This window comes from Paenarthrobacter nicotinovorans (assembly GCF_007670255.1).
GTDB lineage: Bacteria > Actinomycetota > Actinomycetes > Actinomycetales > Micrococcaceae > Arthrobacter > Arthrobacter nicotinovorans_B.
In genome coordinates this window covers 72,521-97,602 of record NZ_SZVS01000015.1, presented here as the reverse complement: position 1 = coordinate 97,602, position 25,082 = coordinate 72,521, and the positions used below count along the sequence as shown (strand labels likewise).

At 63.3% G+C, this 25,082-nt stretch carries 26 protein-coding genes and 2 pseudogenes; 20 read left to right on the top strand and 8 right to left on the bottom strand.

Going from position 1 to position 25,082, the window contains the following annotated elements:
- Positions 1 to 119: 119 nt before the first annotated feature.
- From FDP28_RS19130 to FDP28_RS19120, 3 genes are all read right to left on the bottom strand, one after another.
- A complete protein-coding gene (locus FDP28_RS19130) occupies positions 120 to 953 on the bottom strand; it encodes an alpha/beta fold hydrolase (protein ID WP_144663189.1) in 834 nt (277 codons plus the stop codon).
- Positions 954 to 1,023: 70 nt separating this feature from the next.
- Positions 1,024 to 1,878, bottom strand: coding sequence for an alpha/beta fold hydrolase (locus FDP28_RS19125; RefSeq protein WP_144663188.1), 855 nt, complete (start codon positions 1,876 to 1,878; stop codon positions 1,024 to 1,026).
- Between the two features lie 9 nt (positions 1,879 to 1,887).
- Positions 1,888 to 2,784, bottom strand: coding sequence for an alpha/beta fold hydrolase (locus FDP28_RS19120; protein ID WP_144663187.1), 897 nt, complete (start codon positions 2,782 to 2,784; stop codon positions 1,888 to 1,890).
- Between the two features lie 75 nt (positions 2,785 to 2,859).
- Between FDP28_RS19120 and lysS the strand changes: the two genes are divergently transcribed.
- The 6 genes from lysS (at position 2,860) to FDP28_RS19095 (ending at position 11,453) form a co-directional block, all read left to right on the top strand.
- Positions 2,860 to 4,389, top strand: coding sequence for a lysine--tRNA ligase (lysS, locus tag FDP28_RS19115; RefSeq protein ID WP_144663186.1), 1,530 nt, complete (start codon positions 2,860 to 2,862; stop codon positions 4,387 to 4,389).
- A 2-nt stretch (positions 4,390 to 4,391) separates the two neighbouring features.
- Positions 4,392 to 4,565: a hypothetical protein gene (locus FDP28_RS20635; RefSeq protein WP_186313720.1), complete on the top strand. Its 174-nt coding sequence runs from the start codon at positions 4,392 to 4,394 to the stop codon at positions 4,563 to 4,565.
- A 130-nt stretch (positions 4,566 to 4,695) separates the two neighbouring features.
- A complete protein-coding gene (locus tag FDP28_RS19110; RefSeq protein ID WP_144663185.1) occupies positions 4,696 to 5,019 on the top strand; it encodes a histone-like nucleoid-structuring protein Lsr2 in 324 nt (107 codons plus the stop codon).
- Between the two features lie 372 nt (positions 5,020 to 5,391).
- Positions 5,392 to 7,884 (top strand): ATP-dependent Clp protease ATP-binding subunit, encoded by a 2,493-nt coding sequence (locus FDP28_RS19105; protein WP_144663184.1) that lies wholly within the window; start codon positions 5,392 to 5,394, stop codon positions 7,882 to 7,884.
- Between the two features lie 180 nt (positions 7,885 to 8,064).
- Complete coding sequence (locus FDP28_RS19100) at positions 8,065 to 9,291, top strand: glycosyltransferase (RefSeq protein WP_144663183.1); 1,227 nt, start codon at positions 8,065 to 8,067, stop codon at positions 9,289 to 9,291.
- Positions 9,292 to 9,356: 65 nt separating this feature from the next.
- Positions 9,357 to 11,453 carry a S9 family peptidase gene (locus FDP28_RS19095; protein ID WP_186313719.1) on the top strand — a complete coding sequence of 699 codons (2,097 nt, stop codon included), beginning with the start codon at positions 9,357 to 9,359 and terminating at the stop codon, positions 11,451 to 11,453.
- A 21-nt stretch (positions 11,454 to 11,474) separates the two neighbouring features.
- Here the strand turns inward: FDP28_RS19095 and FDP28_RS19090 are convergent, their stop codons facing one another.
- Positions 11,475 to 12,713: a Fic family protein gene (locus tag FDP28_RS19090; protein ID WP_144663181.1), complete on the bottom strand. Its 1,239-nt coding sequence runs from the start codon at positions 12,711 to 12,713 to the stop codon at positions 11,475 to 11,477.
- Positions 12,714 to 12,862: 149 nt separating this feature from the next.
- On the opposite strand from FDP28_RS19090, the gene FDP28_RS19085 reads away from it, so the two are divergent.
- From FDP28_RS19085 to FDP28_RS19035, 11 genes are all read left to right on the top strand, one after another.
- On the top strand, positions 12,863 to 13,372 hold the full coding sequence (locus tag FDP28_RS19085) for an amino-acid N-acetyltransferase (RefSeq protein WP_144663180.1): 510 nt from the start codon (positions 12,863 to 12,865) through the stop codon (positions 13,370 to 13,372).
- A 124-nt stretch (positions 13,373 to 13,496) separates the two neighbouring features.
- Positions 13,497 to 14,945: an FAD-binding oxidoreductase gene (locus FDP28_RS19080; protein ID WP_144663179.1), complete on the top strand. Its 1,449-nt coding sequence runs from the start codon at positions 13,497 to 13,499 to the stop codon at positions 14,943 to 14,945.
- 14 nt (positions 14,946 to 14,959) lie between these two features.
- The gene (locus FDP28_RS19075) at positions 14,960 to 15,148 is read left to right on the top strand and encodes a hypothetical protein (RefSeq protein ID WP_144663178.1); all 189 of its coding nucleotides are present in this window, start codon (positions 14,960 to 14,962) and stop codon (positions 15,146 to 15,148) included.
- A 73-nt stretch (positions 15,149 to 15,221) separates the two neighbouring features.
- A complete protein-coding gene (locus tag FDP28_RS19070; RefSeq protein WP_144663177.1) occupies positions 15,222 to 15,824 on the top strand; it encodes a type IV toxin-antitoxin system AbiEi family antitoxin domain-containing protein in 603 nt (200 codons plus the stop codon).
- Positions 15,821 to 16,693 (top strand): nucleotidyl transferase AbiEii/AbiGii toxin family protein, encoded by an 873-nt coding sequence (locus FDP28_RS19065; RefSeq protein WP_144663176.1) that lies wholly within the window; start codon positions 15,821 to 15,823, stop codon positions 16,691 to 16,693. The genes FDP28_RS19070 and FDP28_RS19065 overlap by 4 nt, the downstream gene beginning before the upstream one ends.
- A gap of 154 nt (positions 16,694 to 16,847) precedes the next feature.
- Positions 16,848 to 17,849, top strand: a complete 1,002-nt coding sequence (gene dhaK, locus FDP28_RS19060) for a dihydroxyacetone kinase subunit DhaK (RefSeq protein ID WP_144663175.1) — start codon at positions 16,848 to 16,850, stop codon at positions 17,847 to 17,849.
- A gap of 2 nt (positions 17,850 to 17,851) precedes the next feature.
- Positions 17,852 to 18,508, top strand: a complete 657-nt coding sequence (gene dhaL / locus FDP28_RS19055; protein WP_144663174.1) for a dihydroxyacetone kinase subunit DhaL — start codon at positions 17,852 to 17,854, stop codon at positions 18,506 to 18,508.
- Positions 18,505 to 19,203 (top strand): dihydroxyacetone kinase phosphoryl donor subunit DhaM, encoded by a 699-nt coding sequence (gene dhaM / locus FDP28_RS19050; RefSeq protein WP_144663173.1) that lies wholly within the window; start codon positions 18,505 to 18,507, stop codon positions 19,201 to 19,203. Before dhaL ends, dhaM begins: the two co-directional genes overlap by 4 nt.
- A gap of 89 nt (positions 19,204 to 19,292) precedes the next feature.
- The gene (locus tag FDP28_RS19045) at positions 19,293 to 19,469 is read left to right on the top strand and encodes a CsbD family protein (RefSeq protein ID WP_144663172.1); all 177 of its coding nucleotides are present in this window, start codon (positions 19,293 to 19,295) and stop codon (positions 19,467 to 19,469) included.
- A gap of 103 nt (positions 19,470 to 19,572) precedes the next feature.
- On the top strand, positions 19,573 to 19,833 hold the full coding sequence (locus FDP28_RS19040) for a DUF4235 domain-containing protein (RefSeq protein ID WP_144663171.1): 261 nt from the start codon (positions 19,573 to 19,575) through the stop codon (positions 19,831 to 19,833).
- Between the two features lie 3 nt (positions 19,834 to 19,836).
- Entirely contained in the window at positions 19,837 to 20,196 is a 360-nt protein-coding gene (locus tag FDP28_RS19035; RefSeq protein ID WP_144663170.1) for a VOC family protein, read from the top strand.
- A 30-nt stretch (positions 20,197 to 20,226) separates the two neighbouring features.
- On the opposite strand, the gene FDP28_RS19030 is transcribed toward FDP28_RS19035, so the two are convergent.
- Entirely contained in the window at positions 20,227 to 20,739 is a 513-nt protein-coding gene (locus FDP28_RS19030; protein WP_144663169.1) for a VOC family protein, read from the bottom strand.
- A gap of 65 nt (positions 20,740 to 20,804) precedes the next feature.
- Between FDP28_RS19030 and FDP28_RS19025 the strand changes: the two genes are divergently transcribed.
- Entirely contained in the window at positions 20,805 to 21,608 is an 804-nt protein-coding gene (locus FDP28_RS19025; RefSeq protein ID WP_144663192.1) for an AraC family transcriptional regulator, read from the top strand.
- A 69-nt stretch (positions 21,609 to 21,677) separates the two neighbouring features.
- On the opposite strand, the pseudogene FDP28_RS21020 reads toward FDP28_RS19025, so the two are convergent.
- The 3 genes and pseudogenes from FDP28_RS21020 to FDP28_RS19015 all read right to left on the bottom strand — a co-directional run.
- Positions 21,678 to 21,920: pseudogene (locus FDP28_RS21020) on the bottom strand (SDR family NAD(P)-dependent oxidoreductase); the annotation flags it as partial.
- Positions 21,868 to 22,005: pseudogene (locus FDP28_RS20695) on the bottom strand (hypothetical protein); the annotation flags it as partial. The pseudogenes FDP28_RS21020 and FDP28_RS20695, both read right to left, overlap by 53 nt.
- Before the next feature lie 51 nt (positions 22,006 to 22,056).
- On the bottom strand, positions 22,057 to 22,731 hold the full coding sequence (locus FDP28_RS19015) for a TetR/AcrR family transcriptional regulator (protein ID WP_144663168.1): 675 nt from the start codon (positions 22,729 to 22,731) through the stop codon (positions 22,057 to 22,059).
- 132 nt (positions 22,732 to 22,863) lie between these two features.
- Here FDP28_RS19015 and FDP28_RS19010 point away from each other — a divergent pair, with 132 nt between their 5' ends.
- Positions 22,864 to 23,088 carry an NAD(P)/FAD-dependent oxidoreductase gene (locus FDP28_RS19010; protein ID WP_186313718.1) on the top strand — a complete coding sequence of 75 codons (225 nt, stop codon included), beginning with the start codon at positions 22,864 to 22,866 and terminating at the stop codon, positions 23,086 to 23,088.
- Positions 23,089 to 23,113: 25 nt separating this feature from the next.
- Positions 23,114 to 24,910, top strand: coding sequence for a sigma-54-dependent Fis family transcriptional regulator (locus tag FDP28_RS19005; protein ID WP_144663167.1), 1,797 nt, complete (start codon positions 23,114 to 23,116; stop codon positions 24,908 to 24,910).
- Positions 24,911 to 25,082 lie beyond the last annotated feature (172 nt).

Genomic DNA, 25,082 nt, shown 5'->3' with positions numbered 1-25,082 from the left:
CGGACAACCATTAGGTCGAGACCCCCCAACCCACACCGGGTTGGGGGGTCTCCCACATTAACCAACACAACACCGCTGCAGGCCTCCCCCAAGGGAGGCCTTCAGCCGTTAAAACCCCACTAACCCGAGAAGAACTCCGACAATTCCGAGATCAGCTTGTCCGGAGCCTTATTCGGGCCGTCATGGCCGAAGCCAGGCAGGATGGTGTAGCTGGATCCGGAGAGGACGTCGTGGATCTGCCCGCAGGCCACGCCGAAGTACGCGGGGCTCTTCTCCCCCACCACGATCAACGTTTCAAGGGGGAGGGCCAGGAACGGCTCGGCAGGCATATCGGCGGCAATGACCGCCTTGATTTCGCGGACACCACAAGTCATGAGCTCGCGCAGCTGCTTGCCCAGGGGAGTTCCTGCTGCAAGCTTGTTGGCCAGGGTCAGCATGGACAGCGGCATCCTCGCGAAGGCGCCGCCCGTCTCGACTCCCTTGATGAGAACGGCGAGGGCGCGATCATAGTCTCCTGCCGCCGTCGCGCGTTCATAGTCGTCCGTCCACTCAGCCTTGACGCTGTGGTTGACCGATACCGCGGGATCGTAGACGGCCAAGCGTTCCACGGGCAGCGTGCGCGCTGCGTGCAATGCCACGGCGCCGCCGAAACTGTGGCCGAACACATCCGTACTGGACGTGTGCTCCATGACGGTCTGGAGATCGCGGATGTCGGCTTCCAGGGTGTAGTCCTCGGCCTGCGGGGATGAATCGCCGCGCCCACGCCTGTTGAACGTGTGGACTGGCCGGCCGAGGGCGTCACTGAGTTTCTGGGCAAACCGCGTGTAGTCCGAGGCCGTCACCATCGAGGCGGGAACCACCACGACACCAGAGCCCGGCGATGCCTGCTCACCGCCGGTAGTGAATACTTCGAGGTGTCCGCCGTCGTGGGTCATGATGATGTCGCGCGTCATGTCACGAGCCTAGCCGAGCCACCTGACAGCACGCCGCATACCGGTCCCGTATGTGAATAAAGATAAGAAGTCAGCGTGTGAAGTAGTTCGAAATGTCCGTCACAAGCTCATTGACTGCCGCGGGAACCGAACCATGGAAACCTTTGGGGGAGACTTCCAGGGTGCTCCCGGGAACGGCCCTGTTCAGCCGGGCCGCGGTGACCTTGTAGAACTGCGGGCTCTTCTTGCCCACCATGAAATGGGTGTTCGAGGGCAGCACGGAGAAGTCCTGCGGCGTGTCTGCATCCTCGAACGCGGCCTTCAGCTCGCCCACTCCGGATGGCAGCAGCTGCCGGAACAACTTGTTCACCTTGGTGCGGGAAACCACGGCCATAAGACCAGCCAGGATGGGCTCCGGTACGCGTGCCAGCGCAGTCCCAGGCTCCATGCCGCGCCGCATCTTTGCCATGGCCCGGTTGATGTCGCCTTGGTTTACCGCCTCTGCGAAACCATCAACCCAGCCGGTGTCCATGCTCCCGTCGATATTTACCGCGGCATCGTAGACAGCAAGCTTGCCGGGTTCGTGCCGGGTTCCGGCGAACGCCTGCGCGGCGTTCAAGGCAACGGAACCGCCGAGGCTATGGCCAAGGATATTGCGGGCGCCGGTAGCGTCCATGATCGTACGGACGTCCTCGATTTCCGTTTCCATGGAGTAGTTGTGCGGCTGGTCTGTGGACTTTCCCCGGCCGCGGCGGTCGTACACGTCCACGGCCCAGCCATCGCCAAGGCCCTTCGCGAGGGCGACGGAGAAGGGTCGGTAGATCAGGGCCGTGAGAAACGCGCCGCCGATCAGCACCACCCTGCGCTCCCCGGGCGCGTCTTCGGCGCCGTAGCTGTACAAGGCGAGGCTGCCGCCGTCGTGCGTCTTGATTCCACGTTCCTTCACCGGAACATCTTAGGTGGCGTCAGCCCGTTCTTCCGGGAGGCGGTTCGCTGAAAGGAACCGCGCGATCCGTGCAGCCAGACGCCGTCCAGGCCGCAGCGGACCTTCGTGGAATTGCCGCGGCACCACTGCGAACTCGATCGCGGGAACGGCGCCGGCCAGTGCCCGCCCTGTCTCGCCGAAGTATGAAGGACTCCATCCACCACTGAGCATGAGGGTGGGCGTGGAAAGTTTCATGAAGTCGTGAAGGTGCGCGTCGGCGTCGAGGACCGCCCGCATTTCCACGACGGCGGTGGGCAGCAGGGAGCGCATCTCCAGTCCCAGCCTGGTTTGGGCCGACAGCACGCTCAAGGTGCGGAGGGCACGCAGCGGGAGGTAGGAGATGGGCCCGGCAGTACCCAATCCCTGCACCAGATGCGCCCACGCGTGGTCCAGTTGGCCCGCGGTAACTGCTTCCTCAAGCTCGGGCCGCCAACGGCTGCTCAGGTTGCCGGACAAGGACACCGCGGCGTCGTAGGTCACCAAGCGGTCGATGCTGATCTCCCGGGCTGCCTGCAGTGCCACGAAGCCGCCGTAGCTGTGCGCCACGACGTCGGTGGACCCGCTCTTCTCCATGACTGCCTGGAGGTCCGCAATCTCAGTCTCAACGGAGTAGCCCGCAGGTTGCGGGGCGGAATTGCCGCGGCCCCTCCTGTTGTAACTGTGGACCGGGCGCCCCAGCAGAACGCTCAAGGTCCGCGCAAAGGACCAGTACAGGGAATCGGTCACCAAAGTGCCATGGACAAGCACGACGCCGGCTGGTTCCGCGGGCGCTTGGGCGCCGGGAATCGAGGCAGCGGCCGCCGGCCTGAAGCTGTGCACCTCAAGCTGCCCGCCGCCGTCGTGCGTTTCAACCATCCATGTCTCCACTGTCCGAGTCTATGCTTTTCCCCCTTGGGTAAGTCCGGAAGTGGAGGTCGGTAATCAACGGTAAACTTAAGGATTGTGACTTCCGCAAACACCCCAGCCCCGAACACCTCCGCAGAACCCATCGACGCCAGCGAGCAGATGCGCATCCGCATGGACAAGCGCGCCAAGCTGATCGAGCGCGGCACGGAGGCCTATCCCGTGGGCGTAGAACGGACCCACTCCCTCGGCGAAATCCGCGAAAAGTACGCACACCTCGAAGCTGACGAGACGACGGGCGACATTGTCGGCGTCACCGGACGCGTGGTGTTTGTCCGCAACACCGGCAAGCTCTGCTTCGCTACCCTTCAGGAGGGCGGCGTGGATGGCAAGGGTGTGCGCCTGCAGGCCATGCTGAGCCTGGCGAATGTCGGCGAGGAAGCGCTGGCCGACTGGAAGGCCCTGGTGGACCTCGGCGACCACGTGTTCATCAAGGGCGAGGTCATTTCCTCCCGTCGCGGAGAGCTGTCCGTGATGGCCGATTCCTGGTCCATGGCGTCCAAGGCGCTGCGTCCGCTGCCCGTGCTGCATGCGGAGCTCAACGAGGAAACCCGCGTCCGCCAGCGCTACGTGGACCTCATGGTCCGCGATGAAGCCCGCGAGATGGTTTACAAGCGAGCGGCCATCACCCGGTCGGTCCGCGACACCCTTGACCGCCATGGGTACGTCGAGGTGGAAACGCCCATTCTGCAGCTGGTCCACGGCGGTGCAACGGCCCGTCCGTTCGAAACGCACATGAATGCTTTCGATCAGAAAATGACCCTTCGTATTGCCACCGAACTTTTCCTGAAGCGTGCGGTCGTGGGTGGAATTGACCGTGTCTACGACATGGGCAGGGTGTTCCGCAACGAGGGCGTGGACTCCACCCACAGCCCCGAATTCACCACGCTTGAATGCTATGAGGCGTGGGCGGACCAGTTCGTCATGGCTGAACGCATGAAGGAAATCATCCTGAATGTGGCTGACGTTGTGGGTACGCGTACCATCCAAACGGAAGCCGGTGAGATTAATCTCGACGGCGAATGGGCGTGGCTTGCGGTATACCCCGGTATTTCAGAAGCCGTGGGCGTGGAAATTACCCCGGACACCACTGTGGAGGAGTTGTTGGCGATCGCCGCCAAGCACGACGTCAAAGTGGACCCGAAATGGGATGCCGAGAAGATTGTGGTTGAACTCTTCGGCGAAATCGTCGAGCCCACGCTGCTCAACCCGACTTTTGTGTACGACTACCCGCCGTCGGCCCAGCCATTGGCCCGCCCGCACCGCGAGGACGGGCGTTTGATCGAGGCGTGGGACCTCATTATTGGCGGCATGGAGCGCGGCACGGCATTCTCCGAGTTGATTGACCCTGTCATTCAGCGTGAACGCCTCACGGAACAATCGCGCAGGTCCGCTGCCGGTGATGAAGAAGCCATGCAGCTCGATGAGGACTTCCTCCGTGCCCTCGAATACGGTGCGCCGCCCATGGGCGGAATCGGACTCGGCATCGACCGTTTGGTCATGTTGTTTACCGGGGCCGGTATCCGCGAAACCATTCTTTTCCCCTTGTTGAAGCCTGAAGGGCACTGATCATGGAGTACATCGCAGTCCTGGCGCCATCAGTGGTGGTCGGTTTGATTTTCTGGTTTGCCATGAAGTCCATCTTCAATGCGGACAAATCCGAGCGCCAGGCGGAAGCCCGCGCCCAGGAGGAAGCCAATATGAGAAATCAGGGCCCGGCTCCCGAAGGCCCAGCCGCTGAATAGCCGAAAATTGGGTTCCGCTAAGCAGCGGAATCTAATTGTGCTTTGACGCGCGCGCTTGCCGTGACAGATAATCAAGAAAGAAACCCGGGGAATTTCTGATTATCCAAACCCTCCGAATGAGAGGCAACTCATGGCACAGAAAGTAAAAATCATCCTCGTCGATGACCTGGATGAAGGGTCTGCGGACGAAACTGTCCGCTTTGGCCTCGACGGCGTGAGCTACGAGATGGACCTGTCCACAGCCAACGCGGCTTCCCTTCGGAAAGCCCTGGAGCCGTATGTAGCCAAAGCCCGGAAGACCTCCGGTCGGGCGACCCGTGGCCGCGCTACTGCAGCCCGCAACCAGGACTCCGCACAGATCCGGCAGTGGGCCCGTGACAACGGGTACACGGTCAACAGCCGCGGACGTATTCAGGCCGAAATTCAGGAAGCTTATCAAAAGGCCAATTCCTGATTCATCACTTCAATGCCCCGGCAGTTGCTGCCGGGGCATTCGTTGTTTAAGCGTGCTTTTTTCGTCCGGCGGCATCCGTGACTGGGAATTCTCTGTGATCCGCGCCCGGTGGAAAGTACCGGGGGTTCCATTGTGATCCCATTGAAGCCCGGGTGCATCCGCTCCGGCAGTTCGGCCCGGCATCCTCGCGGCCACCGGGCCGGCCTGCTACCGGGCCGGCCTGCGGAGGATGTCACCGCCGTCGTTCCCGGTCAAGGGTTCCAAACGGATTTATTCCGCAACAGCGTCATGTTTCCCCTGTGGCGAACACGCTCCAAAAGTCTTCTCCGGGCACGTAGCATCAAAGTACGTCGTAGCTAGGAGTGTGGCGAAATGTTTGAGAGATTTACGGACCGTGCCCGTCGCGTGGTCGTCCTTGCCCAAGAAGAGGCAAGGATGCTCAACCACAATTACATCGGTACCGAGCACATCCTCTTGGGTCTGATCCACGAGGGTGAAGGCGTTGCAGCCAAGGCGCTCGAGTCCCTGAGCATTTCGCTCGATGGCGTCCGCGAGCAAGTGCAGGAGATCATCGGCCAGGGCCAGCAAGCCCCGTCCGGTCACATCCCCTTCACGCCGCGCGCCAAGAAGGTGCTTGAGCTTTCGCTCCGCGAAGCACTGCAGCTCGGCCACAACTACATCGGTACCGAGCACATCCTGCTCGGCCTCATTCGTGAAGGCGAAGGCGTGGCCGCCCAGGTGCTGGTCAAGCTTGGCGCCGACCTGAACCGGGTCCGCCAGCAGGTTATCCAGCTGCTTTCCGGCTACCAGGGCAAGGAGACCGCAGGAAGCGGCTCCGGCCAGGGCCAGCCCGAAGGTACCCCGGCCGGTTCGGTGGTGCTGGACCAGTTCGGCCGCAACCTCACCCAGGCTGCCCGCGAAAACAAGCTCGATCCTGTGATCGGCCGCGAGCAGGAGATGGAACGCGTCATGCAGGTCCTCTCCCGCCGTACCAAGAACAACCCCGTGCTGATCGGTGAGCCCGGCGTTGGTAAGACAGCCGTCGTCGAAGGCCTCGCCCAGGCGATCGTCCGCGGCGATGTCCCGGAGACCATCAAGGACAAGCAGCTCTACACGCTGGACCTTGGTTCCCTGGTTGCCGGCTCCCGTTACCGCGGTGACTTCGAAGAGCGCCTGAAGAAGGTCCTCAAGGAGATCCGCACCCGCGGCGACATCATCCTGTTCATTGACGAGATCCACACCCTCGTCGGTGCAGGTGCCGCAGAAGGTGCAATCGATGCTGCGTCTATCCTGAAGCCGATGCTCGCCCGTGGCGAACTCCAGACCATTGGTGCCACCACCCTGGACGAGTACCGGAAGCACATCGAGAAGGATGCTGCCCTTGAGCGCCGCTTCCAGCCGATCCAGGTCAAGGAACCTTCCGTTGCGCACGCGATCGAGATCCTCAAGGGCTTGCGGGACCGTTACGAGGCACACCACCGCGTGACGATTACCGACGGCGCCCTGGCCTCGGCCGCGCAGCTCGCCGAACGCTACATCTCGGACCGCTTCCTGCCGGACAAGGCAATCGACCTCATCGATGAAGCCGGCGCACGCCTGCGCATCCGCCGCATGACCGCTCCGCCGGAGCTCAAGGCCATGGACGAGCGCATCGCCGACGTCAAGATGGAGAAGGAATCCGCCATCGACGCCCAGGACTTTGAGGGTGCTGCCTCGCTGCGCGACAAGGAGCAGAAGCTCATTGCCGAACGCGCGGAGAAGGAGCGCACCTGGAAGTCCGGCGGCATGGACGACATCTCCGAGGTTGACGAAGACCTGATCGCCGAGGTTCTCGCGAACTCCACCGGCATCCCGGTCTTCAAGCTCACCGAGGAAGAGTCTTCGCGGCTCCTCAAGATGGAAGACGAACTGCACAAGCGCGTCGTCGGCCAGGACGAGGCCATCAAGGCCCTGTCGCAGGCTATCCGCCGTACCCGTGCAGGCCTGAAGGACCCCAAGCGTCCTGGTGGCTCGTTCATCTTCGCCGGCCCCACCGGCGTCGGAAAGACCGAGCTCGCCAAGGCCCTGGCCGAGTTCCTGTTCGGTGAAGAGGACGCCCTCATCACGCTGGACATGTCCGAGTACTCCGAGAAGCACACGGTTTCCCGTCTCTTCGGTGCACCTCCGGGCTACGTTGGCTACGAAGAAGGCGGCCAGCTGACCGAGAAGGTCCGTCGTCGTCCGTTCTCCGTGGTGCTGTTCGACGAAGTTGAGAAGGCACACGCCGATCTCTTCAACTCGCTGCTGCAGATTCTGGAAGACGGCCGCCTGACCGACTCCCAGGGCCGCGTTGTGGACTTCAAGAACACCGTGATCATCATGACCACCAACCTGGGTACCCGCGACATCTCCAAGAGCGTCGCAACCGGCTTCCAGTCCGGCACGGACACCCAGACCGGCTACAACCGGATGCGTGCACGGGTTACCGAAGAGCTCAAGCAGCACTTCCGCCCCGAGTTCCTGAACCGTGTTGACGACGTCGTGGTGTTCCCGCAGCTGACGCAGGACGAGATCATCGAGATCGTGGACCTGTTCGTTACCCGACTGGAGCGCCGCCTCAAGGACAAGGACATGGGCATCGAGCTCACCAAGGCCGCCAAGGTCCTGCTCGCTACCCGTGGTTACGACCCCGCAATGGGTGCCCGGCCCCTGCGCCGCACCATCCAGCGCGAGATCGAGGACCAGTTGTCCGAGAAGATCCTGTTCGGCGACATCCACACCGGCGACATCGTTGTGGTGGACGTCGAGGGTGAAGGTGACGACGCCAAGTTCACGTTCGAAGGCAACGCCAAGCCGCGGATCCCGGAGATCGCTCCTACCGCGTAAGTTATCTGGCCTGGCCCAACGAAAGCCCCGTTCATTCCGAAAGGAGTGGGCGGGGCTTTCGCTTGCCCCAGGCCCACTTCCCATCCCCACCCCTAAAGTGGAGTTTTTGTACACCTATTGCGGCTAAGGTGGCTTGATAAGGGCATTATCTGTACAAAAACTCCAGTGGGGGAGGGGAGCTTGCGCGTTTTGATGGTGGCCCCCGGTACCAGGGGTGACGTTGCGCCCGTGGCGGGCCTCGGATGCCGCCTGCAGCACTTGGGCTATGAGGTCGCTATTGCCGCCAACCCTGCGTACGCTGCACTGGTTGTCGAGTCCGGCTGTGAATTCAGGCCGCTGCAGGGGGACTTGGCCCGGCTCATCAGGCGACCGGCTCCCGGGACGAAGCCGGAACCGGGCAACCTCGTGGAGTTCTGGCGCCAGCTGGGCCAGTACATGGAGAATGCCGCGATCGGCACGCTGGCCGCAGCCGAGGCCGGAGCCGACGTCATTCTGACGAACTCGGTAGCGCCCTACGCGTACGACGTTGCTGAAGCCTTCGGCATCCCAGCCATCGGGGCCCATCTGCAGCCCACGGAACCCAGCTCTGCCTACCCTCCGGTGATCATGAACTCGGCGCGAAGCCTTGGCCCGTGGGGCAACAGGCTTATTGGCGAGCGTGCTGCAGCAGGGCCGGCTCCCTACGACGGTCCCAGCAGGCGGCTTCGCAAGACCCTGGGGCTCGCAAAGGAAAGCCGTGCGGCGGGCGAGAGACGCAGAAGGACGGCACGGGCAATCACGCTCCACGGCATCAGTCCAACGGTGCTGCCGCGCCCTGCCGATTGGCACGATGGCTTGGTCATGGCCGGATACTGGTGGCCTGCAACGAGGCAGGACTGGCAGCCGCCGGAGGATTTGGTGGACTTCCTTGGGGATGGGCCACCGCCGGTCTTCGTGGGCTTCGGCAGCAGCGCCCACATTGACCCCGACTTCATCCTCGAGGCTACGCGGCGCGCCGGCACGCGGGCTGTGGTGCAGGGGGTGGAGGGGCCCCTTGGCGATGACGCTATCGGCGTCGGGGATGTTCCCCATGAGTGGCTGTTTCCGCGTATGGCCGCGGTGGTGCATCACGCGGGGGCTGGAACGACGGCGGCCGGGTTCCGGGCAGGTGTCCCTGCGGTAGCTGTCCCCGTGTACACCGACCAACCACTGTGGGCCTCTAGGATTGCCGCGCTCGGGGTTGGTCCCGGCCCACTTCCGCACAAGACGCTGACTCCGGAGCGCCTCGGCGAGGCTATTGCGAAAGCCGCCCACACGCCGTCGTACGGTGTGCGGGCAGAAGAAATGGCGGCAGCCGTCGCCGAAGAAGACGGGACCCTTCCCGTGGTCGAGGCGCTGCGGCGGGTTGAAACCCGCGCCAATATCTGAAAGTACTGTTTCACTGTAAGTGAACCAGGCTGTGATGACGAACACATTCGGTGTTGAATCGGAGCATGGACTCAGCTGATACCTCGGGCGCACAGCCCGAAACCCCCTTTCATGACCTGGACCACTACCTCGCCATCCCGCGGGTTGGTGGCCTGACCCTTAGCCCGGATGGAAAACGCCTGGTCACTACCGTGACGACGTTGGACACCAAAGGAACCGCGTTCACTACCGCCCTGTGGGAGCTGGACCCAGCAGGCCAAAGCCGTGCGCGCCGGATCACCCGCAGTTCCAAGGGCGAAACCGGTGCTGCCTTCGCGGCCAACGGCGACCTCTACTTCACTTCGGCCCGCCCGGACCCTGAAAGCCCCGACGCTGACCCCGTCAACGCGCTGTGGCTGCTCCCGTCCGACGGCGGTGAAGCGCGCGTGGTTCACTCGCGTCCCGGGGGCATCAGTTCGGTCATGACGGCCAAGAGCGCCGACGCAACGTTCATCAACGCAGAGGTCCTTGCCGGCTCAACCGACGAGGAAAACGATGAAGAACGCAGGAAGGCCCGCAAGGACAACAAGGTCTCGGCCATCCTGCACAGCGGCTACCCTGTCCGGTACTGGGATGCCGACCTCGGCCCTGCAGAGCCGCGCATCTTCGCAGTGGAGCCGGGGGAGGAGAAGGAGCCCGGCAAGCCGGCAACAGTGGATGCTGCCGCGCCGCTCACGTTGCGGAACCTGACATCCGGCGTCGGCGCCTCGCTTCGGGAAGCAAAAACCGTGGTGAGCCCCGACGGCAAAACCATCTACACCAGCATGGCCAAGGCGCTGGCCAAAGCCGATAGCCGTGAGGTCCTGGCTGCCATCGACGTGGCTACCGGTGCGGTCAAGGTGCTGCTCGACCATGAAGGGATGAGTTACTTCCCTGGCCCCGTCAGCCCGGACAACCGGACGCTGGTGGTGAAGAGCGAGAGCGACACAACGCCCACCCAGGCGCCCCAGGTGAAGCTGCACCTGCTGAACGTGGCGGGTGGCGAGACCGCTGACCTGGAGCCCCTGGCCCACCAGTGGGACCGATGGGCCACCGCGCTCGCATGGCTCCCCGACGGTTCGGCCATCCTCGCGAAAGCGGACGACGACGGCGCGTCGCCGGTTTTCCGGATCGACGTCGCCGACGGTGGTGTCACGCAGGTGACGCAGGACGGTGCGGCGTATACCGACGTCGTGGTGTCTCCCGACGGGAGCGCCGCGTATGCGCTTCGCAGCTCGTACGAGTTCCCTGCCGAAGCTGTGCGGATCGACCTCGCCACGGGAGAAGTGCTCCGCTTGCAGGCACCTGCGGAGCGGCCAGCGTACAAGGGCCGCCTTGAGCGCGTGGAGGCAACAGCCGACGACGGCGCGCGGGTACCTGCCTACCTCGCCCTTCCGGAGGGGGCCTCAGCGGAAGATCCGGCGCCACTCCTGCTCTGGATCCATGGTGGACCCTTGGGCTCGTGGAACGCCTGGACCTGGCGATGGAACCCCTGGCTGTTGGTGGCCAAGGGTTACGCGGTCCTGCTGCCGGATCCGGCCCTGTCTACCGGCTACGGGCAGGAATTCATCCAGCGCGGATGGGGTGAATGGGGAAAGAAGCCCTTTACCGACCTGATGGCCATTACTGATGCGGTGGTGTCGCGACCGGATATTGACGAAACGCGGACCGCGGCCATGGGTGGCTCGTTCGGTGGTTACATGGCGAACTGGGTGGCCGGGCAAACGGACCGATTCAAGGCGATTGTCACGCATGCCAGCCTGTGGGCGCTGGACCAGTTCGGGCCTACCACGGATGCTGCGCAGTACTGGCTCAAGGAAATGACCGCTGAGATGGCCATGGCGAATTCACCGCACCTGAATGTAGGCAACATCAAGACGCCCATGCTGGTGATCCACGGCGACAAGGATTACCGGGTGCCGATCGGCGAAGGCCTGCGGCTTTGGTACGAGCTCCTGTCCTCCTCGCAGTTGCCCGCGGATGACAACGGCCAGAGCCCTCACCGCTTCCTGTACTTCCCGGACGAGAACCACTGGATCCTGCAACCGCAGCACGCCAAGGTTTGGTACGGCGTCGTGGAGCACTTCCTGGCCAAGCAGGTCCTGGGCACGGAGGTGGCGCTCCCGGAAGAGTTGGGAGTGTAGCTGTGTCGGGAGGCTGACGGATCAGCCTCCCGACATCCGTCGGATGTCGGCGGCGTAGGAGTCGAGGACATCGAGTATTCCGCGGTGCTGCCAAACCCGCTTGCGGCCGTGGCCTGAAGTCTCGTTGAGCACGCCACGGCCACTGAGCGTGTCCAGTGCGCGAAGCGCCGCCATCTCGCCGAGACCGAGTTCGCTCATTAGGAACTTTGTGTTGACCGCGGGCTGCCCGATCAGTGCGGGCAGCACCTTCCAGGCCGCCGCGTCTGCCCGAAGACCAGCCAACTTTGCCCGGGACTCTTCGAGCTCGGCGACAAGGTCGTCTACAAGTCGTGATCCAGTAGTGGCCGCAATCCGGGCTGCTCCCGCGAACTGACGAACTATTGGTCCGGCGTCGCCCTCCCGGAATGCGCCAAGCGCGGCGAAGTAGCGTGCTGTGTCCACCAGAAGACCGGCGGAGATTGGCACAGCTGTGGAGCCGACCAGGCCCTTGTTGCGGAGAATCGACTGAGCCAGCGCCCTACCCGTCCTGCCGTTTCCATCGGGGAATGGGTGCACCGTTTCGAACTGCGCATGACTGACCGCCACCTGAACCAGTACGGAGACATCCTGGCGGTGGATGAACTTGACCAAATCCGTGATCGCCCCGTGAATACGGCCATGGTGCGGAGCGACGAACTCGGCCACTCGTGGTCCGGCTTGGCCAGGGCCGATCCACACCTGCTCTTCTCTGAAGCGACCAGCGCCTGCCGGATCGAAGCCGGGCTGGTGGAGCATCAGCGCCTTGTGCATCGCCAGTATGGAGTCTTCGCTGATATTGTCGGCCAGCCGAAGAGCTGCTTCCATGGCGCGGACATTTCCGACGACGGTCAGCGCGTTGGCCTTGTGGCCGGCGTCAATCTCGGCGAGGGCAAGTTGTTTCGCCGATGTGGTCAATTGCTCGATTTGCGAACTTGAGGCTGATTCCGTGCGCAAGAGGATCGCAGTCATGGGTCCAAGCGCGGGGTTGTCCGTGCCCAGCGTCTGTTGAGCGTGTTTGTCGAATTTCACGAGCTCACGAGTCGCGTCCTCGACATCCGCGGAATCTTCCCCGGAAATTTCGGGAGTCCAGTGCTCAATATTCGCCGTCAAGGCTGCTTGATAAGGGCCGGTCTGTCGCTCAACCTCGGCGCGCGAGAACATCGCGGGCGCGCGAGGCTGCCAGTCGAAAGTCTCGAAGGAGACAGGAGCAACCGGAATGCGTTGGGACGGAGACGTGGGCATGTTTCCACCATACCAACACTTAAGCCCATAAGTGTTGGTTAATTCCCGCCATACCAACACTTAGCGATATAAGTGTTGATTACCGTGAGCGGAACCCACACCTGCCTTCACGAAGCAGTGAGGGGTGGCCATCTCGTTAGGATGGGGGAGTGACTTCCTCCTTCAGCCTTCGCCCTGCCCGCACCAGCGACGTGGCGGCCATCAAGAGGCTCGTTGCCCCCCTGGCGGAGGAGCGGATCCTGATGGCCAAGGAGACAGTGGCCTATTACGAGAGCCTCCAGGAGTTCCGGATTGCCGAGTCCGACGCCGGCGAGGTCATTGGCTGCGGCGCGCTGCATGTGATGTGGGAGGACCTGGCCGAGATCCGCACGCTGGCAGCGGCTGATTCCTGGCGTGGGCGCGGTGTCGGCCACACCCTGGTGGAGAACCTCCTGGAGGAGGCGCGCGCCCTGGGCGTGAGCCGGGTATTCTGCCTCACCTTCGAGGTGGACTTCTTCAAGCGGCATGGATTCGAGGTCATGGAGGACCAGTCCGCGGTGGATCCGCAGGTGTACTCGGAGTTGCTGCGCTCGCACGATGAGGGCGTGGCGGAGTTCCTGGACCTTGCGCGGGTCAAGCCCAACACCTTGGGCAACACCCGCATGATCAAGCAGCTGTAGGCCTCCAAGGCCCTCGCCCGATTATGGGTGATTTAAAAACTCTTCTCGTATATCCAGTTGATGGATAAACTGATCACGGCTTGCTGGGGAAGCTTCCACTACTCGGTCAATGTGAGAGAAGATCATGCAGTCCCACGCGTCCATTTCAGATGTTTCAGAACTCCAACTCAGCGTCCGCGGTCCAGTGTTCACGCCTGCCGATCCCGGATTCGCCGCAGAAGTAGCGGCCTTCAACCTATCTACCCAGCACCAGCCGGACCTTGCTTTCGGCGCCCTCGATGCAGAGGACGTCGCGGCGGCGGTCCGTTGGGCTGCAGAACGTCGAATGCCGGTTTCCGTGCAATCCACGGGCCACGGTGCCACCAATGCCATTGAAGGTGGCCTGCTCATCAGTACGCGCCGCATGCTGGAGCTCAGCATAGATCCCCTCGAGAAGACTGCCCGTGTCGGAGCGGGCGTCCGTTGGAGGGCAGTGGTCGACCACGCCGCCACGTTCGGTTTGATGGGACTCTGCGGTTCAACCACCGACGTTGGCGTGGTGGGCTACACGCTGGGCGGCGGTTTGCCCATCCTTGGCCGCAAGTACGGCTTCGCTTCGGACCACGTGATTGCCTTTGAACTTGTCACCGCCGATGGCACCCAGCGTCGGGTAAGCAAAGACGAGAACTCCGAGCTGTTCTACCTCTTGAGGGGCGGAAAAGGGAACCTCGGCATTGTCACGGCCATGGAATTCCACCTCTTCCCCAGCTCGGACCTGTTCGCCGGCGGCCTGTACTACGACGGCGAGCACGCCCCGGCCGTTCTCGAGCAGTTCAGCGAATGGGTGCCCGGGCTGCCCAAGGAGGCATCGGCGTCGTTGGCTTTCCTTCGCCTGCCGGACATGGACATCGTCCCCGAGCCGTTGCGCGGAAAGTTCGTAGTGCACCTTCGGTATGCCTACCAGGGCGATGCCGAGGTGGCCACGCGGCTGCTGGAACCCATGCGCCGGAGCGCTCCCTTCATGATGGACGGCACCGGCCCCTTGGATTCAACCCAAATGGACATGGTCCATCAGGACCCTGAGCAGCCCGTGCCTGTGCGGGAGCGGGGATTCCTGTTGGATCGCTTGGACCAGGATGCCAGGGACGCCATTCTTCGGCATTTCGGCCCCGGCGTCCCAAGCCCCGTGCTCATGGCGGAAATCCGTCTCCTTGGTGGAGCCCTGGCCGTCTGCGCTGACGGTGAAGACATGGTGGGAGCGCGCGATGCAGCGTTCAGCTTCTTCATGGCCGGCATGGTCGTCCCGCCCGTGGCGGAGCTGCTTCCAGGAGTGTTCGACGCCGTCCGCGAGGACCTGCGTCCGGCCTCCAGCGGCGGGACTTTCGTCAACCTGCATGGACACTTTGTGGACGCCGAGGACAGGGAACGGCCCTGGGAGCCAAGTGTCCGTGAGCGTCTGCGCAAGGCGAAAGCCGAGTTGGATCCGCAGAATATGTTCAGTTTTGGGCACGTTGTAGGGCTGCCGGTCATTGATCAGACCGTCCTGCTGGAAGACGTTGCCACTGCCGGCGGCGACGCCGTGCTGAACAGCTGAAGGGGATGCGGGCGATGGACCACAGGGTCACATTTCCGGATTTCTCCGCGTTCCAGATCGATCTTCCCTACGGGCCGTGGCCGAATGATGCTTCCTGGTCGGGCGACCGGCACAGCGACCCGGATCTCTACTCGGCTTTCTGGCCCGAGTTCCCGGTGCGGCAGGAGGGCGGCGAAGTGACGCAACCGGCCGGCGAGGAGTAGCCCGGAAGCGCGCTGCACTTAGGTCGCGGATACATTCCACGACAGATCTGATTATCTGTCGTAGAATGTATCCATGAAAGGACGAAGCCAGCTCCTGGATCGGCTTCCACACGGGGCCGCCTTTAGCGTTAAGGAGGCGAGTCATTACGGCGTGCCCAAAGCAAGCCTCTACCGGCTGCGCGATTCGGGACTAATTGATCAGATCGGGCCAGGTCTCTACGTGACGGCGGAAGGTCTGGATGCGGACCTCGACTTGGTTGAGGCTGCGCACAAGGCGCCCTTGGCTACTCTGTGCCTGAACAGTGCGCTGGCACGTCATGGTCTGATCGACGAGATTCCGTCATCCATCGATTTGGCGATCCCTCGAGGAAAAACTCCGCCCCAGGTGTTGGCGCCGGTAAATTGGCATATCTTCGACCTGGCGACGTTCGAGGTAGGGCGAACAGCCGTGCCTATCGACGGTGCGGACAGCGCAAGTATCGGAATCTACTCCCCTGAGCGTTCAATAGTCGATGCGTTTCGCCTCCGTGCTACCGCTGGCTACGAAACCGGCATTGAAGCTCTTCGCAACTGGCTGAAGCGTCCAGACTCCCACCCGGCGCGACTGATGCAAGTGGCATCTGTTGTTCCCCGATCCAGCGGACCGCTTCGCCGCGCGTTGGAGGTCCTTCTATGACCGCCTCCAAGATTTACAATCAACTGCAGGCCCTCGCGCGCGACCGGGCTCGCCCCTTTGATGAAATTCTGGTCTTTTACGCCCTTGAGCGATTCCTGTACCGCCTCGGGGGCACACCCTATGCCAGGGATTTCTGCCTCAAAGGCGGAGTCCTCCTGGCTGCCCATTCACTTCGTCGGCCCACCCGTGACATCGATATCCAGGCGCTCGACTTTGAGCTGGACGTCGCCCACGTCACCAATGTAGTGGCAGCGGTCGCGGCTGTGGACACTGAGGACGGTCTTTCGTTTCACGCCGGATCTCTGGACATCGAGCAGATCCGTGATGAGGACGAGTACACGGGCCTTAGGGTTACGCTGCCGACGACGCTTCATAGGGCAAAACCCACAATCAAGCTGGACATCAGCACTGGGGACCCAATCTGGCCCGCTCCCGAGCAAATCGAACTTCCGTTACTACTGGGCGGTTCAGTGAAGATGCAAGGCCATCCTCTTGTAACGGTAATTGCTGAGAAAACGGTCACCATGCTGCAAAGAGGCACAACCAGCACCAGATGGCGCGACCTTCTGGATGTTGCGGCCCTGTCAGATAGATACTCTTTTGCGGCAGCACACCTGAGGGAGGCAGCGCGGCAAGTTGCTCAGCACCGAAGTGTAGAGCTGGAACCTCTCCGCGCTCTCCTCAGCGGCTACGGGCAGATTGGGCAAGCCAAGTGGGCTGCCTGGCGCGCAAAAAACAGGGCGGAAGACCTATGCGCGAAAGACCTCGATGATCAGGTCGAACGCGTCCTGGCTTTCATGGATCCAATTTTCGATGGAACCGCGGAAGAGCACCACGTGTGGAGCCCTGATCAGAGATCTTGGGCATAGCTCAGGCGACGACGGCAGGGAAGCTTCGTCCCCGGCACCGTGACCCAGTTCGCTGAGCGCAAGCGGCCGGCGAGGAGTAGCCCGGAAGGCCTACCGGGGCTGCGGCCCCGGTAGTAGGGTCAGAGCACCAGCCACACCACGCCAGGAGCATCCAATGAAAAAGCTCATTAATGATCCACGGGCCGTGGTGGACGAGTCCGTTGAAGGGTTCGGCATGGCGCATGCCGACATCGTGGACGTCCACCCCGAGCCGAAGTTCGTCGTCCGGAAAGGTGCACCGGTACAGGGCAAGGTCGCCCTCGTCTCCGGCGGAGGCAGCGGCCACGAGCCCCTGCACGCGGGTTTCGTCGGGCTCGGCATGCTCGACGCCGCTGTCCCCGGCGCAGTCTTCACCTCGCCAACTCCTGACCAGATCATTCCGGCCACCGTCGCCGTCGACTCAGGTGCCGGCGTCGTCCATATCGTGAAGAACTACACCGGCGATGTCCTGAACTTTGAAACCGCGGCCGAGATGGCGCAGGCCGAAGGCGTCCGCGTGCGTTCCGTCCTGGTCAACGACGACGTCGCCGTGGAGGACTCGCTGTACACGGCCGGACGCCGCGGCGTCGGCGGAACTGTGCTGGTGGAGAAGATCGCCGGTGCTGCAGCGGAACGCGGAGACGATCTTGACGCCGTCACGGCCATCGCCGAAAGGGTGGTGGCCAACGTGCGGACAATGGGCGTGGCCCTGTCCGGATGCACGGTGCCGCACGCGGGAACGCCGAGTTTCGAACTCGCCGACGACGAAATCGAAATCGGCATCGGTATCCACGGAGAGCCGGGCCGCCACAGGATCGCCCTGGAAAACGCCGATGCCATCACCGACCGGCTGCTGGAGCCCGTGCTGGAGGACCTTGGCCTGAGCGCCGGCGACAAGGTGCTGCTGTTGGTCAACGGCATGGGTGGGACCCCGCAAAGCGAGCTGTACATTGTGTACCGGCGGGCTGCGCAGGTCTTGACCGAGCGTGGCGTCACAGTGGAGCGCTCGTTGGTGGGCAACTACGTGACGTCGCTGGAGATGCAGGGCTGCTCAGTGTCGGTACTCCGCTTGGACGACGAGATGACGGGGCTCTGGGATGCTCCCGTCCACACTGCCGCGCTGCGGTGGGGAGCCTGAGCATGGGCCTGGACGTCACGTGGGCGCAGGAGTGGCTGAGGTTGTCCGCCAAGGCAATGGCTGAGCACAGGGTCGAGCTGATTGAGCTGGACCGCGCCATCGGGGATTCCGATCACGGCGAGAACATGGACCGGGGTTTCCAGGCCGTGCTGCATAAGCTCGATGAAAGCCCGCCGGAAACTCCGGGTGCCGCGTTGAAGGCCGCGGCCATGGCGCTCATGTCAAAAGTGGGTGGAGCTGCCGGACCGCTTTACGGAACGGCCTACCTGCGGGCGGCCACGTCGTTGGGGGAGGCGGTCGACGTCGACTCCGAGGCGCTCGCGGCAGCCCTCGCCGCGGCGCGGGACGGGGTTGTGGCGCGTGGCAAGGCCGAGCCTGGCGACAAGACAATGATCGACGCCTGGACACCGGCGGTGGAGGCGGCAATGAAGGCGGCATCCGACGGCGGAGAACCCTCGGCCGTGCTGGAAGCGGCCGCGAAAGCCGCGGAGGAAGGTGCCGAGACGACGGATCCCCTGGTGGCTCGTAAGGGACGGGCCAGCTACCTCGGCGACCGTAGTGCCGGCCACCGCGACCCGGGGGCGGCATCAACCGCGCTGCTGCTGCGCGCTGCGGCCGAAGCAGCGGCCGGATCCGGCGGTACGGGAGCGGCCGGATGACGGTTGGGATTGTGGTGGTGTCGCACAGCAGCAAGATCGCTGAAGGAGCCGTTGAACTCGCCGCCCAGATGGCGCCCGACGTCGGACTCGTCGCCGCCGGGGGGACTGACGACGACCGGATCGGGACCAGCCTGGAGAAGGTGCTGGCCGCCGTCGAACAGTCGCTGGTCGACTCCGGTGGCGACGGCGTGGTGGTGCTGACGGACCTGGGCTCGGCGGTAATGACTGCTGAGTCCGCGATGGAGTTCGCCAGCAATCCCGACGCCGTGCGGCTGGCCGACGCACCCTTGGTGGAGGGGCTCGTGGCGGCTGCGGTTGCCGCGCAGGGTGGTGCCGGCGTCGAGGATGTGCGCAAGGCTGCCGAGGCGGCTGGCAGCGCCAGCAGTCCCGAAGCGGCCAAGCGCACTGACTTGCCGGACCCGTACGGTCAGGATGACCCGGACGCGAGCGGCGACTTCGAACTCATCAACCCCATGGGCATGCACGCGCGGCCGGCCGCGAAGATCGCCGGCGGCCTGTCGGGGCTGGACGCTGAGGTAACGGTGAACGGCGTCGACGGCATGTCCATCATGGCGCTCATGGCGCTGGCCGCCGGGCAAGGCTCCAGCCTCCACGTCGAGGCGCGGGGCAAGGACGCATCCAAGGCCGTGGAGTACGTGGGGCGGTTGGTCAAGGAAGGCTTCGGGGAGCTCTAGGATGAACCGATTTTGGCCCAAATATTGCTAAGTACACTGATTAGTGATGTGGTAGAGGTACAAGGTTCCTACGACGAAAGAGGTGCGACATGGGTGCTGACGACAAGTTGGAGAACACTGGCGAGAAGCTTGGCGGCAAGGCCAAGGAAGCTGCCGGAAAGCTGACGGACGACAAGGGCCTCGAAGCTGAAGGCAAAGGCGACCAGGTCAAGGCTGACCTGAAGAACGCCGGCGAAAAGGTGAAGGACGCCTTCAAGAAGGACTAGGAATGTGGACAGGGCCGCTGCACTTGCAGCGGCCCTGTCGCGTTGTGTGAACTTCTTGTGCGAAGCACTGCTCCCGCGGTGCGCTGATTGATGGAGGATCGTCGTGAACATAGTGGTAAAGCTGTTTGGACTCGCCGTGAGCCTCGGCGCCGGTGCGCTCGCCAACAAGACGTTGGAGGGGCTCTGGGAAAAGAAGACCGGCAAGCCCGCGCCCAAGGACGGCACGGACCTCGACGACTCCTTGCCAGGTGTCCTGGTGTTCGCCGTTGTGTCCGCCGCTGTTGGCGCAGTGGTTCACGTACTCACCCAGCGGGGCACCAAGAGTGCCCTGGCCCGCATGCAAAAGACGGCTGACGAGGTCTGAACCATGGCTATAGCTAAATTCCCCAACGTAGTTCTTGATTGCCCCGACGCGGCCGCCTTGGCCGCCTTCTACGGCGAACTTTTCGGCTGGGAAGTCAAAGGCAAGGAAGACTGGTACGAGATCCGCCCCAGTGACGGCAGCAACTGCATCTCCTTCCAGCAGGTGGAGGTGTACCAGGCTCCTGTATGGCCCGGGCAGACCATCCCGCAGCAAATGCACCTGGACATGGTGGTGGAGGACCTGGACAAGGGCGAGGAGGCTGTGCTGGCCCTTGGCGCGACCAAGGCCGACCACCAGCCGGGCGAAACATTCCGGGTTTTCCTTGACCCGGCCGGCCACCCCTTCTGCCTCTGCCTCAGCTAGCCGCTTGGGTCGGCCGGCCCGCTGGGCCGGTCAGCCCTGCTGGGCTGCCCACTCTTCCACCCGGCGGTTGCTTTCTTCCTCGGAAAGGTCTTCAACGCGGGTCATGATGGACCAGCGAACGCCGAAGGGATCACGGATGCTGGCGTAGCGGTCACCTGAAACAAAGGTGGTCAGCGGCTCGCGGACGGTGGCGCCGGCTTGCTCCGCCTTTCGGACCAAACCATCCGCGTCCGCGCAGTACAGGCCCATGGAGTAGCAGTCGTCTTCACCGTCCGGTGCCGGTACCAGGTGATACTCCGGGTTCGGTTCGCCGAGCTGGAGGTGGCCGTTTCCGAAGTCCAGCTCCGCGTGCACCACCACTCCGCCCATGTCGGTCTGGCCCACAACGCGGGCTCCGAAGACGTCGCGGTAGAACGCTATGGCTTCCCGGGCGTTGGGCACGGCGAGGAAGGGCGTGAGGCTGGTCAGCCCGTTGGGGACGCCGCGGGTGGTGTACTGCCCATCGGCTGCCGTGGTTGATTCTGTGCTTGTAGTATCGGTCATGGCTACGACGCTACGCTCCGGCCATGCAGTGCGCCTTGCAGATTCGCGACAGTTTTGGAGGTCTGTTGGAGAGCTCCTTCAAGGGAATCCTGTACCCGGCGCGGTTGCCGACCTTCCATAGGCTTCCGGCCCCCGACGCGGTCGCGGAGCTCGTGGAGTGGTTCTGGATCCCCGAATGGGACATCGAGCCTGGCCGTTCATCCCGGCAGCACGTGATCGCCTACCCCGCCTCCAACCTCGTGGTCCAAGGCGGGGGAGTCGGACTTTCCGGACCGGCAACCCGCGCGGGTTTCCGTGACCTGAGCGGCAAAGGCTGGGCTGTGGGTGCCTTGCTCCGGCCTGCTGCAGTGCCGCTGTTCACGGATAACCCCGAGGCCTTGCGCGACCAGGAAGTCGCCTTACCGCTGGATGACCTGCATGCTGCGGTTTCGGCCGCCATGGACCCGCTTCCCGCCGCGGCAACGCCCGACGACGGCGCTCGCCGGGAGCGTGCAGTGGCCGCCTTTGCTGCGTGGCTGGCTTCCAGGGATGTTGTTCCCACAGAGGAGGCGTTGCTCGCCAACCGCATGGTGGACGTGATCGCCTCGGACCGCGAGGTACTCCTGATCGAGGATGCCGCACGGCGCTTGGCGGTATCTTCCAGGACCTTGCAACGGGTTGCGAAGAAGTACGTGGGGCTCAGCCCGTCGGCGCTCATTCGGCGTCGACGATTGCAGGACGCCGCCGAGCGCGCAAGGTCCGATCCAACAGCGGACCTTGCGGCGATCGCCGTCGAACTTGGCTACGCGGACCATGCGCACCTGACGAACGACTTCCGGAAGTACCTGGGCTTTACGCCGAGTACGTATCGGAGGATTGTTGATGGCTAGCGGATCTCTTCGGGTTCGCCGGAGTCGGGTTCGCTGAAGTGCCTGCCGAAGGCGGTGTCTGACGCCGGTGTCCTTCGGATCGTTACGCTGCGCCTGTCCGAACGACTGAAGGAATGCCTTGCACGCTCCATAGATTGCCTGGAGCGGCGCAGGAGTGCGGGCAATGACTGACGAGGTTAACAGGATCCGGCCTGCATTCCGCGCCACCATGTCCCTGGCGACACACTTGGCGATGCTGATCGTGGACGCGACGTTAAGGTCAATGATCCACAGTTCCTGCGCCAGGTCCGTCTCGATGAACGGGCCACCCACTCCAATGTCCGACCATGACGGTATCGAAGCCGTTGCTAAGGAATTGCCGGGCCAACTCGTAGCCGATGCCGGAGGAGGCGCCGGTGACGAGGGCGACAGGGTTGGCTGTTGGATGCCGCGACCAACAGCTGACTTACTATGTACCTCCAGGGGCAGGACGGTCTTGAAACTCGACCGCCAAAATCGCCCGGGACAGAGTGACCGCACGGTCCGCCAACACCTCAAGTTCGGTGTCGGTGCAATCAGTGGGAGCCCAGCGCGTAGCTCCCTCGAGGAGCGTGACCACCACCCTCACATGCTCCGCCGGCTCCGGGCACCCCATGTCACGCGCGGCTGCCTCATACATTTGCTCGTGTAGTGCCACCCAATCGTCCACCTGTGCCCGTAGATCCTTGGGCAGCACCTCTGCCATCCTGTCTGTGGCGACGAGCAAATCCCAGAGGTTGCTTTCGGGAAGCCGCACCTGGCGTGTGAAGTGAAGCCTGACCATCGCATCCCAGAACTCTTCCGCATTGCGCGCCGGTGCAACGGCTTCGAGCAGGGCGACGCCGAACCTGTGGAAGTGCCAGCGCAGGGATTCGGCGACGATTTCGTCCCGGCCATCGGGGAAGTGGGAGTAGAGGCTGGGAGGCTTGATATTTACGGCATTCGCAATGGTCCGCATCGAGACGGAGTTGAAACCGTTGGCAATGGCGAGCTGCAGGAAGGCCTCAAGGATGTTCTGGCGGCCAGCCTTCTGGCCTGTCCAATTCCATTCCTCCAGCCGCGATTCGAAGGCCTGGGTGGCAGCTTCATAGGACGTCACGCTCATAATCGGTCATCCTAACAGTCGTTAGGTAAATGGAAGCCGAAGTCTTCCCTAACGTCTGTTAGTTAGGTATTCTGAAAGTGGCACGGAGCACATGCACCGGCCATCCGAATGGTTTGAGCGGAAGAGCACGCAATGGTCACCCAAAACACGAGCGTGGGGGCCGCTCGGAACAACAACGTCATCCTCGGAAGCGGTCTTTCGGGAATGGTCGCCGCGTATATCGCCGCACGGGCGCTGGAGGACGACGCTTCACACGATAAGAACTGGAGTGCGGAACGGGCGTTCCGTCCCAAGCTGCCGAGGTGGCGGCCACGAAGGACCACGCCTGAAGGACCTGGCCCGGCATTGGCGTCCTGAACCGAATACCCAGAGAGAACCTCCCATGTCAGCAGAAGTATTGTCATCGTGGCCCTACGAGACACCACGCGAAACCAACCGCCTCCGGGAGATCTTCCTGATGCAACCCCATGCCGACCTCAGTGGTATCCGTCCGATGGTGGCCCGCTCGTGGTACCGGAGCCGGGCAGCGGGCGTCGACGCGTTTGCCGACCGCGGGTTCTACGACGAAGGGCGGGTTGACGAGTACACCATCGCGGCGGCCGGCACGCACCTGCGGAAACTGGATGAGGTGGCCGCCGACCTGGGCGGTTATGTGAACATCACCGCCCCCAACGGTGTGCTTGTCAAAGCCAGTTTCCTCCGGGACGACGGATTCCCCGCCGGCTACTCCCTTCTGGAGGAGAGCTGCGGCAGCAACGGCGAAGGCCTGGCGCTCGAAGAAGGGCGTGGTGTGTGGCTGGCCCCGGAAGAACATTTCCGTGAGGACATGAGGGGCAATTGGTGCTTTGCGTCCTTGGTACGCGACCCGTTCCATAACCGGGTGAGGGCCGTGATCGGATTGACGCTCCCGGCAAACAGGGTCAGCACACTGGAACCGTCATCAACACTGCTCATGCTGGAAGGTGTTGCTTCGCGGATTGAGCGGGACATCGAGGTCCGTACCTCCTCAAAAGAGCGGGCATTGCTCAGTGAGTACCTCAGGGTCTCCCGCCGAAGGGGCAACCGGGCGGTCATCGCCGTCGACGGTAAAAACGCGCTCCAGAACGCCTCGGCGACGGCGACGCTGGTGGACAGCGATTTTTCGGTTGTTTGCGGCTACGCCAAGGCGGTCATGTCCTCCGGCCGTGACATGAACTGCGAAGTCATGCTGCAAGGGCCAGGGCTTTCGACCTTGGAGATAGCGCCTGTGTCGCTTTCATCGGCCAACGTGGGAGCAATCGTGGTGGTCCGGCCGCACGCACCCGCCAAAGAGCGGTCGAATGCTGCCTCAGGTGCTGCCATAGCGCTGGAGTCAGCACCAAAGGGGACCGCGGAGCGGTTGTTGAAGCACGTGGATGGCACCAGCACTGAGTTCAAGCGCACCCTCAACCTGGCCCAGAAAGCCGTGGACCAGGACAGGTCCGTGGTGATGTTCGGTGAAGTCGGCAGCGGAAAGTTGCGGTTGGCCGGTGCCATCGCCGCCCTGCGGGGTGGGCAGATGGTGGTGGACGCCCGCAACGGAGACCTCAGGAACACCTCGCTCCGGGACATCCTGCACAGGGTGGCCACCGAGCTTCCCTCAACATTGATCGTGGAGCACGCCGATGAGCTCTCCCAGAACGAAGCCAGCGAGATCGCCCGCAACCTTCGGGGCATCGCCGCCACCAGGCTGATTTTCACCATCACGCGCCCCACGGAGGCCACCCTCCTGCTTTCCGAAGCCTTCGATGTCCTGGAGATTTCCGTGGCGCCCTTGCGCAACAGGCGCGAGGATATCCCCCAACTGGCCAACGCCATCGCGAAAGAGCTGGGGGAGCGGAAGCTGTCCCGGCGGCTCATCACCACCCTGACCCACGCTGATTGGCCCCGAAACATCGACCAGCTGCGCGCGGTGGTTTCCAACGCCGTCGAACGTGCAGAAGGTGCGGAGGTCACCCTGGACGACCTGCCGCAGGGTTTCCACCGCGTGCTGACCAAGGGCAGGCTGTCCCGCCTGGAGGACGCGGAACTCAGCGAACTGCGTACGGCGCTCCAGGAAGCGGGCGGCAACCGCAGCCTTGCTGCCGAAACCCTGCAGATCGGCCGTTCCACACTGTACCGGCGCATGGACTACTTCCGCAGCCGCGGCTTCGACCTCTGATTCAACGCAGCAGCAGCCGACCTCCCAAGGGGTCGGCTGCTGTGCGCTGCCCACCAACTGAAGAGGCCCGACGGCGGGTGGCCGCTTTGCGCGTCCGGGGCCCAGACACCCAGGCGCTGGGACAGTGTCCCACCGAGGTGTCTCGATCTGGCACGGATGGCCGCCCCGATAT

Excerpts from the sequence above, each read along its gene's own strand:
- FDP28_RS19130 (WP_144663189.1), bottom strand. The coding sequence starts at position 953 with ATGACGCGCGACATCATCATGACCCACGACGGCGGACACCTCGAAGTA.
- FDP28_RS20635 (WP_186313720.1), top strand. The coding sequence starts at position 4,392 with ATGGAGTACATCGCAGTCCTGGCGCCATCAGTGGTGGTCGGTTTGATT.
- FDP28_RS19110 (WP_144663185.1), top strand. The coding sequence starts at position 4,696 with ATGGCACAGAAAGTAAAAATCATCCTCGTCGATGACCTGGATGAAGGG.
- FDP28_RS19105 (WP_144663184.1), top strand. The coding sequence starts at position 5,392 with ATGTTTGAGAGATTTACGGACCGTGCCCGTCGCGTGGTCGTCCTTGCC.
- FDP28_RS19095 (WP_186313719.1), top strand. The coding sequence starts at position 9,357 with ATGGACTCAGCTGATACCTCGGGCGCACAGCCCGAAACCCCCTTTCAT.
- FDP28_RS19090 (WP_144663181.1), bottom strand. The coding sequence starts at position 12,713 with ATGCCCACGTCTCCGTCCCAACGCATTCCGGTTGCTCCTGTCTCCTTC.
- FDP28_RS19080 (WP_144663179.1), top strand. The coding sequence starts at position 13,497 with ATGCAGTCCCACGCGTCCATTTCAGATGTTTCAGAACTCCAACTCAGC.
- FDP28_RS19075 (WP_144663178.1), top strand. The coding sequence starts at position 14,960 with ATGGACCACAGGGTCACATTTCCGGATTTCTCCGCGTTCCAGATCGAT.
- FDP28_RS19070 (WP_144663177.1), top strand. The coding sequence starts at position 15,222 with ATGAAAGGACGAAGCCAGCTCCTGGATCGGCTTCCACACGGGGCCGCC.
- FDP28_RS19065 (WP_144663176.1), top strand. The coding sequence starts at position 15,821 with ATGACCGCCTCCAAGATTTACAATCAACTGCAGGCCCTCGCGCGCGAC.
- dhaK (WP_144663175.1), top strand. The coding sequence starts at position 16,848 with ATGAAAAAGCTCATTAATGATCCACGGGCCGTGGTGGACGAGTCCGTT.
- dhaL (WP_144663174.1), top strand. The coding sequence starts at position 17,852 with ATGGGCCTGGACGTCACGTGGGCGCAGGAGTGGCTGAGGTTGTCCGCC.
- dhaM (WP_144663173.1), top strand. The coding sequence starts at position 18,505 with ATGACGGTTGGGATTGTGGTGGTGTCGCACAGCAGCAAGATCGCTGAA.
- FDP28_RS19045 (WP_144663172.1), top strand. The coding sequence starts at position 19,293 with ATGGGTGCTGACGACAAGTTGGAGAACACTGGCGAGAAGCTTGGCGGC.
- FDP28_RS19035 (WP_144663170.1), top strand. The coding sequence starts at position 19,837 with ATGGCTATAGCTAAATTCCCCAACGTAGTTCTTGATTGCCCCGACGCG.
- FDP28_RS19030 (WP_144663169.1), bottom strand. The coding sequence starts at position 20,739 with ATGACCGATACTACAAGCACAGAATCAACCACGGCAGCCGATGGGCAG.
- FDP28_RS19015 (WP_144663168.1), bottom strand. The coding sequence starts at position 22,731 with ATGAGCGTGACGTCCTATGAAGCTGCCACCCAGGCCTTCGAATCGCGG.
- FDP28_RS19010 (WP_186313718.1), top strand. The coding sequence starts at position 22,864 with ATGGTCACCCAAAACACGAGCGTGGGGGCCGCTCGGAACAACAACGTC.
- FDP28_RS19005 (WP_144663167.1), top strand. The coding sequence starts at position 23,114 with ATGTCAGCAGAAGTATTGTCATCGTGGCCCTACGAGACACCACGCGAA.